Source organism: Methanolacinia petrolearia DSM 11571, from assembly GCF_000147875.1.
In the GTDB taxonomy this organism is placed as follows: Archaea; Halobacteriota; Methanomicrobia; order Methanomicrobiales; family Methanomicrobiaceae; genus Methanolacinia; species Methanolacinia petrolearia.
In genome coordinates this window covers 499,435-512,439 of sequence record NC_014507.1, presented here as the reverse complement: position 1 = coordinate 512,439, position 13,005 = coordinate 499,435, and the positions used below count along the sequence as shown (strand labels likewise).

Sequence of the window (13,005 nt, the reverse complement as noted above, 5' to 3'; positions counted from 1 at the left end):
TTAAAATGTCAAAGAGAAAGCACTCACTAATTCTACTATTAATCCTGTTGGCAGTCATTATAGCTGCATCAGGCTGTACCGAAGATGCAAGCAACTCATACGAATCTGATTTGGATAACACTTCAGGATACAAAACCGTCACCGACATGAGGGGAGTCGAAGTTACAGTACCCGAAGATCCGCAAAGAGTGGTGGCAATGAGCCGTTCTCTAATCGACACCGCCATGTACATATTCGGAAAGGAAGACAGAATCGTAGGATGCAGCGTAGAAAAGACGGCAACAGATCAGGGAACCTATGTATATAACGGAACCGATTACACGGTCAACACCTGGATCGGCCAGATCCTTAATCCCGAGCTGCTTAACACTACAAATGTGGGCGGATTCGCGGGTCCTTACGGAGAGCCTAATGCCGAAACAATTGCCAAACTGGACCCGGACCTCTTTATCCTGAGAGACATGGGAGAGCAGGATGAGAATACAGAAAAATTCATCGAACAACTGGACTCCATGGGAATACCGGTCGTCGTCCTTAAGTATCCGTCGTGCTATGAAAATCCCGATGCAGAAACCATTTATGATGAAGTAATGCTTCTCGGCGAGGTCTTCGGAGAAGAAGAAGAGGCCGAAAGGATCGTAGAAACGATGCGTTCAAGAATCGACTTCATCACCGAAAGAACAGGCAATATCTCAGAAAAAGAGAAGGTAAACGTCCTTTACTTCGGTGCTCCGACAAATGCCTTTGATAAGGGAGGAGTAGGATATGCATTCGGAAACGGTACAATAGAGCTTGCTTTAATGGAAAAGATAGTGAATGCAAACAATGTTTACAAAGACAACGGCAGAAACCTGATCTCATCCGAACAGCTGATCTCGCTTGACCCCGACAAGATCATCCTGTCTACATGGAGCGGATACCATCCTCCAAGACAGTTGTATGATGAAGAACTATACGGGAACATACAGGAGATGAGAGCTATAAAATCAGGTGAGGTCTACTCGCTTGCAGCAACACCCTGCAAATCGGAAAGACTCGAATTTCCTGTCAACGTTATGATAGCCGCAAAGGCCATATATCCTGAAAGATTCGAGGATATTGATCTTGAGACCTGGATACGCGAATATATAGTAGAACTATACGGCACCGATGAAGAAACAACCAATGATATAATGAACGCATTTATGCTTGAGTATCTTGAGATCACCTGATATTCAGGAACCAGCCCTCTTTTTTCAGAAACTTTACTTTTTACATTTCTCACAAATTCTATCTATATTCACGTCATTAAATCATTAGAGATATGTCGCTTGAAGATACAGCAGAAAAGATCCGGACGATGGAGATCAGGGGGGCGGCGCTCATCGCAAGAGCCGCGGTGGAGGCACTCTGCAAATATGGCGAAGGGCTCGGGGAACTGGCATTACCGGAGTTTAAAGAAGAACTGGAGAGGGCTGCCGGTGTCCTCCTTGCAACAAGACCGACTGCAGTCTCGCTCCCAAACGCCGTCAACATCGTAATGAAGGATGTCAGGAACGCGGACACGATCGCCGAGGCGAGAGAAGCCCTGAGGCTGAGTAGTATCGAATTCATCCGCGACTCGAAGGAAGCGCTCTCGAAGATCGCAGAGATCGGTGCAAGACACATACCTGAAAACGCCGTGCTTATGACGCATTGCAACTCCCAGGCCGCAATCGGGTGCATAATCGAGGCTCACAGGCAGGGGAAGATCAGGGAGGTCTATGCGACCGAAGTCAGACCGAGAAACCAGGGCCTTCTTACTATCAGGGCGTTAAACGATGCAGGAATAAAAACGAATTTCATCGTGGACTCGGCCGCACGCTTCTACATGAAGAAGGTCGATCTCTTCATAACAGGAACCGACGCCGTGACCGTAAACGGAGCCGTGGTAAACAAGATCGGGACATCCCAGATAGCACTCGCAGCACGCGAGGCGAGAGTGCCGATGATGGTCGCCGCAGAGACCTTCAAATTCGCCCCTAAGACCATCGCCGGCGACCTGATAAAGATCGAGGAGCGTGACTCATCCGAGGTGCTCGCAAAAAAGATCGCCGGTGATCTGGATAACGTCACGATAAAAAATCCCGCATTCGACGTTACTCCGGCAGATTTCGTCGACCTGATAATAACTGAAAAAGGTGCGATACCCCCCGAGATGGCATACATCATCATCAGGGACTATCTGGGATGGGAAATAGGGGATTTCAGGTAAAACACATTACTCCCATTCACTCTGTCTCCGGTCTCCAGTAACCCGAAGGGACACGGTCTATAAGCATCCCTTCGACGATAATAGGCATCAGCTGCCTGGCGGTCTCTACCGCTTTGTCCAGCCGCCACCCGCGGTCGGCATATATGGTGAAGATCGGCTCGCCTTTCTCCACACGCTGGCCCTTCTTTTTATGGAGATAGATACCCGCGCCCCTGTCATTAGGGGCTCCGGCAGATCTTGCGATCGTTATAAGCGCCTTGTTATTCATCTCAACGACATAGCCGTTCTCCGGTGCCATCACGTTGAACGAGTTCTCGCCAGGTGATATATCCGCAGCCTTAACATTAGGATCGCCGCCCTGGATCTCGATTATCTGCCTCATCTTGTCCAGAGCCTTCCCATTCTTCAGGAGTTCGCGTGCGACCATCGGCCCCTCGCCGTTCTGGGCCTTACCGGACATCTCCAGGGCGATTCCCGCGATGGAGACACTCTTCTGGAGAAGCGAGCCCGGGATCTCGGAGCCTTCAAGTATCGAGAGCGCCTCGCGGACCTCGAGATTGACGCCGATAGCATGGCCGATCGGCGACTCGCCATAAGTTATCGCGCACTCTACCTTCATCCCGAGACGGTCACCGAGATCGATGAATTCGCGTGCAAGCTTTCTCCCCTCCTCGACGGTCGCCACCTTCGCGTTCCGCCCTACCGGTATATCGATCACCACAAGATCAGCGCCTGCGGCGTATTTTTTCGCCATCACACTTGCAAGCATCTGGCCGCGTGCGTCTATTTTGAACGGATACTCGTAGATTATGATCTTATCGTCAGCCGGCGCGATATTCGTCGCCCCACCCCATACGATTACGCCGCCGGCTTTTTCTGTCATCTTCTGAACCTCCTCTGCGGAGAAAGTCACAGGTGCGAGAACTTCCATGAGATCAGCGGTCCCTCCCGCCCCGGTGATCGCCCGGGAGCTGGTCTTGGGGATCTTCAGCCCGGCGGCAGCTATTATGGGGACGACAAGGAGCGAGATCTTATTTCCCGGGACTCCGCCGATAGAGTGCTTGTCGACGATCGGGTGCGAGGTGAAGTTCAGCCTCTCGCCGGTCGCAACCATTGCTCTTGTGAGGTGCTCCACCTCGTCCATATCGAGGCCCTGTATATATGAACCGGTGATATATGCGCTGATCTCACCCGGCGACAGGATATCGTCCACGATATCCATAACGATTGCCTTCGTCTCGTCCGCAGTGAGCTTTCCGCCATCCATCTTCTTCCGTATATATTCGATGGATGCCGGTCTGTCCGCAAACCGGACCTCGAACGGATCTCCGTCACTGGCGTTCAGCTTCTTGTTGGTTAGATAAAGTATTCCGACCGAGCCTTCCTCTATGAGCTTTTCCGTGGTCGAGACGAAGGCCTGAACGAAGATACCCGTATTCTCGTTTATCACCTGTACCCGGTCGCCGTCGAGAACACCGATCTTTCTCGCGTCAATCCTGTTGATCAGCACGCCGCGGTAGTCAATATCCAGTATTTTTGCAGTTAATTTTACCATAAAAATCACATATTCAGGAGCTATTCGATTGTACGGGATGAGAGGATATAGTCATTTGCATTGTAGAGCTCATGAAACATCCTGCCGGCTTTTCCGTGCCGCTTATTGGGAAGGCTGCTCCTTTTTTTCCTCTTCTTCAACGGGCCGGAACATCTCGTAGATCCCGTTGACCTCGTCGAGTCTTGATACGATCAGAACTTCGTCGCCCTCTTTTATTTCAGGGTCCTCCGTATAAGCCATGAAAAGATCGTCCCTGTATACGCCGATGAATGCACTCCTCTTCGGCAGGGCGATCCCGGACAATTTCATCCCCGCGAATTTTAGGGGTGCGAAGACGCTGATGAACCTGACGTCGCCCCTCATCATTGTAGAGAGTTCTATGGTGTCGATTCCCCGGAGTGTATGATAGACGATCGCGGCTGTAGCCTGCGGAGGGTTTACGACATGATGGAATCCCAGTTTTTTCGCGACGGTCATGAACTGGACGTCCTCTGTCATTATGATGATCTCCGGGACCTTGTAGCCCTTTGCAATGACACCGACAAGTATATTGTCCTGGTCGTGAGAGGTGCAGGCGACGATCGCATCGGCCTTGTCGATCTCGGCCTTTTCCAGGATATCGGGCCTTGTTCCTTCGGCATTTATCACGGTGCAATCAAGGCTCTCTGACAGGTCTTTGGCAAGCTTCTCCTCCCTGACAATGAAAATCACCTCGCAGTTATTCTTTATCAGCACCTCCGCAAGGTCCATACCGAGGGCGGTTGCGCCTACAATGATTACTCTCAACCCGTTTACCTCCTGATCCATGTTCGCGGGAAGAGCAATATACATACTGGTATAATTTCGATCCTCCCGAGAACCATGTCGACGATCAGTGTCCATTTCATTAAATCGGGCATCCCCGACCCTGTAATTCCGGTCGAAAGTCCGACCGTTCCGAGGGCACTCGAAACCTCGAAGAACGCGTCGCCGGTGCCGATTCCGTGAAGCATGAAAATGAACCCGGAAACAAGAATGACGAGAACGTAGAGGATTACATATGTGAGGATATGATAGATCTGATCGGGTTCTACGACATCCCCGCCCACCTTCAGTGGCGTCAGGGCCTCCTTCGGCAGGAAGAATCTGATGAAGACGAGATACACTATGGCAAAGAGGATTACGAGCCTCATTATTTTGATTCCGCCTGCCGTCGAGCCTGTACACCCGCCGATCCACATGAGCACGGTAAGAACGGCTTTCGAGCTGTCCGAAAGAGCTCCTATGTCGACTGTCGAAAATCCGGCTGTAGATAGTGCAGATGCTGCCTGAAATGCGGAAGCAGATAGCGCTTCAGTAAAAGACATGCCCTCCGACATTGTGAAGAGGAGAAAGAGAAATCCTGCGACGAGTACTACGACGAAATACCTGAACTGGATATCGGAGATTATTTCCTTCAGCCCGCTTAATCCCCCTGAAATTCTGGTATAGAGTCCAAAGTCGATCGCACCCATCAGGAAGCCGGCGGCTATCACAAGCGGGATGAAGAAACCGGGAAAGGATGCGATTGAATCGGAACCGGTTGAAAATCCTCCAGTGGATACGGCCGACAACGCATGGCATATCGAATCGAATACGGGCATCCCGGAAAGAAGGAGAAGGATAAAGGCGATCGCCGTAATAATCAGGTAGATCTTTACAAGTATGCGGGCCGTGGCCATCACATTGGGCCCGATCCTGTTCTCACCGACATTCGCGGAGAAAAGGCGGAATGCACTCGTCCCCGGCTGGACGAGGACACTGAGAACAAGGATGACAATCCCGATTCCGCCGACCCACTGCAGCCACGATCTTGCAAACAGAAAGACAGGGCCGACATCGGCAGGAGCGACGGAGAGTCCGGTCGTCGTTATTCCCGATACCGCCTCGAAGAATGAATCGGAGAGGCTCATGCCGGTCGAAAGGGCGAACGGGAAGGCGTTCAGGAGAGCGATGAAAGGGAATATTATCGCCGCAATCACGAGCGACTCCTTCCACCGGAGCTCCCCGTCAGGAAGGACTTTTACGAGAATAAAGCCGCCGCAGGCCACAAGAACGGCAGTGAGACCGTAGACAGCGGCGGTGTAAGACTCCATGAAAACTATGGCCATCGCCATCGGGACCGCAAGAACGACAGCTATGGCCATCATGAGCCTGCCGGTATATTTCAGGACAACGGAGAGATCGACCGGGGAGACCAGTTCGTACATATATTGGCCGAATATACGACCCTTAAAAAGATAATTCTTGAGATCGTTTTTTTGAGAGAAACATCTTCGGGGTTTTTTCAGGATGGTGGACAAAAATATAGAATTAGGTTAATGAAAAGCAAGTTTCACTACTTTTGGCAGCCCCTCGCCGCGAGCCGCACAGCAGGCTCGCGGATCGGCCCCGGCCTCGGGGCCTCTCTATTGTGATAGGCCACTCAGGGGATAGATGAATATCCCCTGAGCGGCGAAACGCGGTAAATCCATGGCGTGTACGGAATGGAACATGCCATAGCAAACTAAATTCAACAGCTTAGGGGACCCTTGCCGGTCCCCTAAGCGTGCCGTAAGAGGGCTATCTTAAGGCAAGGCCCCTGGGCAGGGGCCGTCCGGCGGACCTGGCCGCCGGTGCCGGGGTTGCCAAAATAAGATCTGTAAGCAATACGCCAGGCCCTCTCTGAACATTTCGGGAAATACGACATCAAAAATAAAAATATAATAATTCAACGGCCCAAACTGGAATTAATGAAATATATCGGGCATATTATTCTGGTCTTATGCATCTTATCCCTAATACTCTCATATTTTGTAATAACATCCCCGCAGGAAGATTCCGATACATGCTCGTCATGCTCAGATCCTTACGGAATGTATATAGACGGGGTCAGCCTCACCACTATGCTCTCCGGAGATCCGGATGTATTCAGGTCTGTCGACCCGCTGGATATCGAAAAGGCTGTGGACATCAGCATATACGAGATGGCCGACAGTATCCGGCTGGCCGACCTGAATGATGATGTAGTAACTACGGATCAGTCATCTGATAAAACCGATGAAGTTTCGACGGATTTCCAGACGAAGATCGTACTTGCACTGCAGGAGGCAAACAGGAACACGCCGCGATATTCTGCACGGGAGTACTCCGGCAGCACTCCCGACAGTTATTCTCTCCTCGAGAAATTTGCATACGTCCCTGAGGAATGGGACCAGACCGGAGGATCGCCCGAACACTGTGGGAACTGCTGGGTATGGGCAGATACCGGCGCCCTCCAGATGGAGCTGTACAGGCAGAAAGGTATCAGCGATCCCCTCTCAGTCCAGTATTTCACATCGGCATACCACAACGGAACAGGGATCTGGGCCTGCTACGGCGGGAGTCCGGTCTGGTTTGCAGATTTCTATAACATAACAGGCAGGGCTGTCCCCCTGGGCAACATGAACGCAACTTTTGCGGATTCCGCAGTCAGGTCCGAGAACGGCGAATCCACTTCGGTTCCGGCGTCTGACATTCAGGTTGACCCGTATTATCCAATCGAAGAGATGCATGCCGAAATGATAGCAACAAATGCGCTCTACGAAGAACGGGATATCTCAAATGAAACCGCGATCGACTCGATTAAATCTGCACTCATCTCCGGCAGTGCGGTCGTTATAATCTATACCCCTGACGACTGGGATCCTTTTATGGACTTCTGGGAGAATGAAACGGAATCCGCTGTTTTCACGCCTGAATCCACTCAGGGTGCAACAGGAAACGACGGCGGGCATGCCATGCTTATCCTCGGATACAACGACACGGATCCCGATGAGAGATACTGGACGGTATTGAACAGCTGGGGAGCTCCTGACAACAGGCCGGACGGGACGTTCAGGCTGGATATGGACCTCGATTATTCCATGCAGAACCCGGACGGGGTAAATTCCTTTGAATTCTATGTTCAGAACGTAACCTGGGGAGATTTTACAAGCCTTTGACGATCTGAAACCTCAAACCCCTTCCATCTGTTTTGCAGGGCAGAAGTTGCAGATCGAAAACGGGACTTCCTCCTCCTTGTCGCGGATCGGGCAGTAATACCCGTCGGCTCTTTTTTCAACTATGAATCCTCCGGGGAAGGGTGTACCCACAGGATGGCCGGGCTCGTCCATTACGAACATCGTAAAGCAGCAGAGGAGGTAATAAAAGAGCGATTTGATCGGGTCGCCGAAGTTAAAATCCGTACCGCTGTGTTCGGGGTCCTTAAGGCACCCGGCAGGGACCGCATCGAGAAATTCCGCGAAAAGGGCAGGGTCATCGATCTTCCCTTTCATCCTGGAAAAACCACCTGACCTCTGCATCGACATAAGCCGGTTGTATACATCGAATAACTGCTGCTGGAAGAACGGGCGGACCTTCTCGCGGTAGGGAGAGGGAAGTTTGTCGATCTCCTGCCGGACTTTTCCCCCGATAACCTGGAGTTCATAAAGTGAATATTTTATTATCTCCGAGGCTATGGCTTCCGCAAGTTCGCCTTTCGTGCCTGCGGCCCGCAGTTTTGCGACTGCATCCTCAATTCTCTCCTCTGGCGGATTTCTCTTTGTGTCCGGCGGCTGTACCTGCATTGTCTTCAACGAGTATATTCAGGAGACACTTTCTCCTGATAATAAATCTAAGGACATCAATGAAAAATCAATCGGGCGATGAAGGATCTTCAATCACGTCTTCCGGGGTTTCGTCTTCAAAAAAGAATATCTTCTCGACCGGGACCCTGAATATCTTTGCAATTTTAAAGGCAACCTCAATTGAGGGGTTATACTTCCCCCTTTCGATTGAATTGATGGTTTTCCTTGTAACACGGATCTTTTCGGCAAGTTCTTCCTGGGTCATATCGTGCATCGCACGGTAGACCTTAATCCTGTTCTTCATCTTCGTTACACCCATACTTTCGGCTGTAATATAATGAAAATGCCGCAAAGACCGCAGCCAGCACCACAGCGGCAAAGCCGAGGGCCGCCCCTGCGACATAGGGGAAATCCCTGACCTTATGACCTTCAACGAATAATCTCTCAAGACCCAGGAGATCGTTGCCGGTGAGCCCCGGAGGGTCCTCAAGGGAATAATTGTCGATGTAGATCACATTTCCGGGCGGGTAAAACTGCATGAACGATACCACCGTAGAACCATCATCCCCAACGTGCGTACCGGAACCGTGACCTCCGTACGAGAAATATGTCGTCGTCCCGAGAAAGATAATTACCAGGGCGATAATCACGACTTCAAGCGTTTTAACTGCCGCTTTCCCGTTTATCATCTCGGAGAGATCGTCCGTGACGACATCGGTCACCCTCCTGCGGCAAAAGTACACGGCGGCGATACCCGCAAGTATTACTATGGCAGGAACAAGCGGATTGGCCGATCTAAACCCCAATATAACCAGGACCGCAACCGCTATTGCAATACATATCAGGCAGAGGAAGTATGTCTGGATCTTCATTTAGTGCACCACGTAACAATTATTTCTCTTTTTGAATAAACATATTCTCACAATACTACATCAGTTACACAAACATGACGACTAGGAACTGCGGTCAAAAGAGAGAGATGGTTTTTCATCTACCTCCTCTCGTGTTTCCTGAAGAAGTAATACACACCCCCGCAGGCGCCCAGAAGCAGCAGCAGCCCGAGAATTCCGACAAGCGAGCTTTCATTGATCACAATCCTGATCTCGTCCGTCTCTTCCTGCTGGTCCGAGACGACCTTGACCGAGATCTTGTAATCCGATGCTGCGATGTTCGCCGGCGGACTGACCGTCAGGATCACGGTCGCTTTCTCCCCCGGCTGAATGGAAGGAACGGAAGACGGCGTTACCCTTACGTTCCACCCTTCGGGAGCCGACACCTCAGTTCTTACATTGGTCAGGGCATCGCCCTTGCCCTTGTTCGATATCGTCACCGGAATCTCAACGGAGTCTCCCTTCGTCATATCGTAACGGTATTTTTCCGAGAATATCACCATGTTGCTGCTGCCTGTGATCCTCGCCTCAAGCGGTTCGGAGTAATCTTTTTCAGACGACTCCACCGACATGTTGAAGAAATAATCCCCTTTTTCAACAGAATACGGCGGTATTATCTCCAGGAAGACCGTCTTCTCCGAACCTGAATCGATATATAATTTGGATATGCTCTCGGTGGAATCCGCCGTGAGTTTGTATCTCCCGTACCAGCCGCCCGGAAGGCCGTTTACATCCAGCCCGAACACATCGTCGCTCTTTCCGACATTGGTTAAGGCTGCCTCGTAGACTGGTTTGTTCCCTATCGACGCGGTCACAAGCGGGGATTTGACATCGATCGTCAGGCCGTAGTTCTCCTTTTCAAGCATTATCGTCCCTGCATCCGTAGTATAGCCGCACTTTATCGAAACGTCGTCCTTATGCGCATCATTATAGCCTTCACTCCCGACATACAGGATATAATCGCCCTGGTCCACCTCGGTCCTGAGGCCGTCTCTGGATGTCAGCACCTCCTTAATCACGGTGTGCCTCCTTTCATCCACGATCTTCACTAAAGCCCCGTCTATGTTTTCGCCCTGCTCGTCGACTACAGCCAGTTTAAGGACACCCGATTCACCTGCATGAGACTTGTCTATGGTAATGTATATCCACAGGCGGGCGTCATCGATCCTGACTCTCACTGGATAGATCCCGACAGCCGTATCGCCGGCGGTATCGATCTCGAAGGTTATAGGAATCACCTCTCCCTCGGTCATCAGGATCCTGTCGATCTCCTTTTCTCCGGAGTAAAAATGATATTTCCAGTCATCTTCACCCTTGAAGGTATCGAATTCAAGCATCCGGGGATTGGTGCCGAGATTGCATTTTACCTTCAGGTCGAATGTCACGGTCTCGCCGGCCTCGACGATCCGGCCGGGGAAAGTACACGAGATCTCCGTATTTGCGGTTGAATCAGTACCGGCGGAGACGGCCTGCGGTATGAAAAACATGAGCAGGCATGCCGTTATCAGCAGGAAGGCAGGTCCAAGGCCGTATTCTCCTCCCATCTCCTACCTCACGTCGAGCCTCATGAAACGGACATACGCCCCGCCGAAGAATACGACAGGAATTGCAATAAGGGCAATAAAATTCCAGAGAAGCTTCCCGAGAACATCCGTAATGCCGGGACTTTCTCCGTCCTCCGATCCGAAAGAGGATGAAGCCCCTACCGAATATGTCAGCGTATCCGTGATATCCTTAAAGTTGCTGGTCGGCGAGAAGAGGTTGACGAAACCGGAGATTACATCCTTTTTGCTCCAGTATTCATCCATCTCCTCAAAATATTGATCCATCGCCTCATCCTGTGCAGCCATTTCCTCTTCAGAATCTTCAGATGAGGCTGATGTCACGACAGTACCTGTCACTCCGCCGGTGACGGGGTCATACTGCATATCCATGTAAAGACCTTCGGGGTATTCCGGGGCCGGACCGACGATCATGTCGATCGTCGAACCCCAGACGAATACCGGCACGAGACTGGAGAGGAAGACGAAGATAATCAGCGTATACACCAGCGAGGTCCCGCTGTCCTCTGCAACCGTCGACATGAACATCGAGATGGCGAAGTATGAAAATATCATCAGGAATGCAGCAACCCCGAACAGTAGTATAAAGCCGATATCATCCGCCGAAGGAACGATCCCGAACAAGAGCATAACTCCGAGAGAGATTACCAGTGTTATGAAAAGAGCGACTACCAGCGCCAGAATCCCGCCGGCCGCTTTACCGTTGATCACTTCATCGCGGTATATCGGGTTGGAGAGCAGGATCTTCAGCGACTTGCTCTCTTTTTCCTTCGTTACGAGATTGAATCCCATCGCTATCCCGAGGATTGCACCGAGGCTTACCAGGAGTCCGCCGACCCCGTCGAAGATTGTCATGACCGACGGCTTGAAGATATATGAACCGGAGACCGGATCGTCGCCCGCCACCACCAGTTTTTCATTATAGCTGTCTATCTGGTTGTTGTAGTCGACCGAGCCCGCGGCCATTCCGATGATCGTTACGACGATGATTATCGAAAGGAAGAGGAGAAACGTCCTGCCGTACAGATGATCGCTGAACTCCTTGCCTGCTATTGTAATGAAGCCTTTTGATCTCATCATCATCACCCGTTGTAATATGACAGCACCGCATCTTCGGTCGTTACGGCATCAAGGCAGATCTCCTTCGGGAATGTGCCAGATTTATAAAGAGTTCGCCCGATATCCGCACGGATGTCCTTTGAAGCGCTGATTCGTGCCTTTGTCCTTTCAGCGAAATAATCGACACGGATGATATCTTCATGGATCAATTCGGGCATTCCGGATTCGGTCTCGACGTTGATGATTATCTCGGGGAGACCGAGGAGATCGAGGTTGCGGGTGATCTCGTCCCAGCTGCCGTCCCGGACGAGCTTGCCCTTCTGCATGATCCCGACTCTCGAACAGACCTTGCTCACTTCGGAGAGAATATGCGAGGAGACGAGGATCGTCTTGCCCGACCCGGCGATATTCCTTATGATCCTCCTGTAATCGGAGACACCCTGCGGATCGAGGTTCGCCGTAGGCTCGTCGAGAATCACGACGTCGGGATCGTTTACCAGTGCCTTTGCAATCCCGAGCCGCTGGCGCATTCCCTTCGAATAACCGCCGACCTTCTTTTCGACTCCCGACAGTCCGACAAGACGCAGGAGAACCTCTATCCTCTCCTTTCTTTCAGTATCGGGAATGTCATTGAGCTTTGCAAAAAAATCGAGATTCCGACCGGCCGAAAGATTCGGGTAAAATCCTACATCCTCGGGCATATAGCCGAGTCTTCTCTTTACCTCTATCGGGTTCTTCGAGACTTCTATTCCGTCTATGAGGCATTCGCCCGAGGTCGGCTGGATGAGCCCGCAGAGCATCAGGATGGTCGTACTCTTTCCCGCACCGTTCGGGCCCAGGAGTCCGAACACCTCTCCTTTTTCGATCCTGAGCGAGAGGTTGTCTACGGCGTTTGTATCGCCATAGGTTTTGACAAGATTCTTCAGTTCAATCATTTTCTTCACTCAAACCTATAAGTAACAAGTACTTCTCTTTTTGATTAAATAATTTCTCATAAAATTACTACTGTTTCCCTAAATATTACATCAAGTTCCCACACAGTAGAAAGAATAAATGGAAGGCGTGTACTGAACGGAATATTTCAAAAAAACAAATTCAACAG

General features: G+C 50.9%; 12 protein-coding genes. 3 read left to right on the top strand and 9 right to left on the bottom strand.

Annotated features, from left to right (window positions below):
• Positions 1-5 precede the first annotated feature (5 nt).
• Both MPET_RS02580 and MPET_RS02575 read left to right on the top strand, forming a co-directional pair.
• Positions 6-1,211, top strand: a complete 1,206-nt coding sequence (locus MPET_RS02580) for an ABC transporter substrate-binding protein (RefSeq protein ID WP_013328460.1) — start codon at positions 6-8, stop codon at positions 1,209-1,211.
• A gap of 92 nt (positions 1,212-1,303) precedes the next feature.
• Complete coding sequence (locus MPET_RS02575) at positions 1,304-2,233, top strand: ribose 1,5-bisphosphate isomerase (RefSeq protein ID WP_013328459.1); 930 nt, start codon at positions 1,304-1,306, stop codon at positions 2,231-2,233.
• A gap of 16 nt (positions 2,234-2,249) precedes the next feature.
• Here MPET_RS02575 and MPET_RS02570 read toward each other — a convergent pair whose 3' ends face one another.
• From MPET_RS02570 to MPET_RS02560, 3 genes are all read right to left on the bottom strand, one after another.
• Positions 2,250-3,788, bottom strand: coding sequence for an AMP phosphorylase (locus tag MPET_RS02570; protein WP_013328458.1), 1,539 nt, complete (start codon positions 3,786-3,788; stop codon positions 2,250-2,252).
• Between the two features lie 102 nt (positions 3,789-3,890).
• Positions 3,891-4,574 (bottom strand): potassium channel family protein, encoded by a 684-nt coding sequence (locus MPET_RS02565; protein WP_148222177.1) that lies wholly within the window; start codon positions 4,572-4,574, stop codon positions 3,891-3,893.
• Between the two features lie 5 nt (positions 4,575-4,579).
• Positions 4,580-6,016, bottom strand: a complete 1,437-nt coding sequence (locus MPET_RS02560; RefSeq protein WP_013328456.1) for a TrkH family potassium uptake protein — start codon at positions 6,014-6,016, stop codon at positions 4,580-4,582.
• A 522-nt stretch (positions 6,017-6,538) separates the two neighbouring features.
• Between MPET_RS02560 and MPET_RS02550 the strand changes: the two genes are divergently transcribed.
• Positions 6,539-7,768, top strand: a complete 1,230-nt coding sequence (locus MPET_RS02550) for a C1 family peptidase (RefSeq protein ID WP_013328455.1) — start codon at positions 6,539-6,541, stop codon at positions 7,766-7,768.
• 12 nt (positions 7,769-7,780) lie between these two features.
• Here MPET_RS02550 and MPET_RS02545 read toward each other — a convergent pair whose 3' ends face one another.
• The 6 genes from MPET_RS02545 to MPET_RS02520 form a co-directional block, all read right to left on the bottom strand.
• Positions 7,781-8,392: a DUF2115 domain-containing protein gene (locus tag MPET_RS02545; protein ID WP_013328454.1), complete on the bottom strand. Its 612-nt coding sequence runs from the start codon at positions 8,390-8,392 to the stop codon at positions 7,781-7,783.
• Positions 8,393-8,459: 67 nt separating this feature from the next.
• Entirely contained in the window at positions 8,460-8,696 is a 237-nt protein-coding gene (locus tag MPET_RS02540; RefSeq protein ID WP_048130546.1) for a helix-turn-helix transcriptional regulator, read from the bottom strand.
• Positions 8,680-9,264, bottom strand: a complete 585-nt coding sequence (locus MPET_RS02535; protein WP_013328452.1) for a DUF2178 domain-containing protein — start codon at positions 9,262-9,264, stop codon at positions 8,680-8,682. The genes MPET_RS02540 and MPET_RS02535 overlap by 17 nt, the downstream gene beginning before the upstream one ends.
• A 119-nt stretch (positions 9,265-9,383) precedes the next feature.
• Positions 9,384-10,826 (bottom strand): COG1470 family protein, encoded by a 1,443-nt coding sequence (locus tag MPET_RS02530; protein ID WP_013328451.1) that lies wholly within the window; start codon positions 10,824-10,826, stop codon positions 9,384-9,386.
• A gap of 3 nt (positions 10,827-10,829) precedes the next feature.
• The gene (locus MPET_RS02525; protein WP_013328450.1) at positions 10,830-11,927 is read right to left on the bottom strand and encodes an ABC transporter permease; all 1,098 of its coding nucleotides are present in this window, start codon (positions 11,925-11,927) and stop codon (positions 10,830-10,832) included.
• Positions 11,927-12,838, bottom strand: a complete 912-nt coding sequence (locus MPET_RS02520) for an ABC transporter ATP-binding protein (protein WP_013328449.1) — start codon at positions 12,836-12,838, stop codon at positions 11,927-11,929. The genes MPET_RS02525 and MPET_RS02520 overlap by 1 nt, the downstream gene beginning before the upstream one ends.
• Positions 12,839-13,005: the final 167 nt, after the last annotated feature.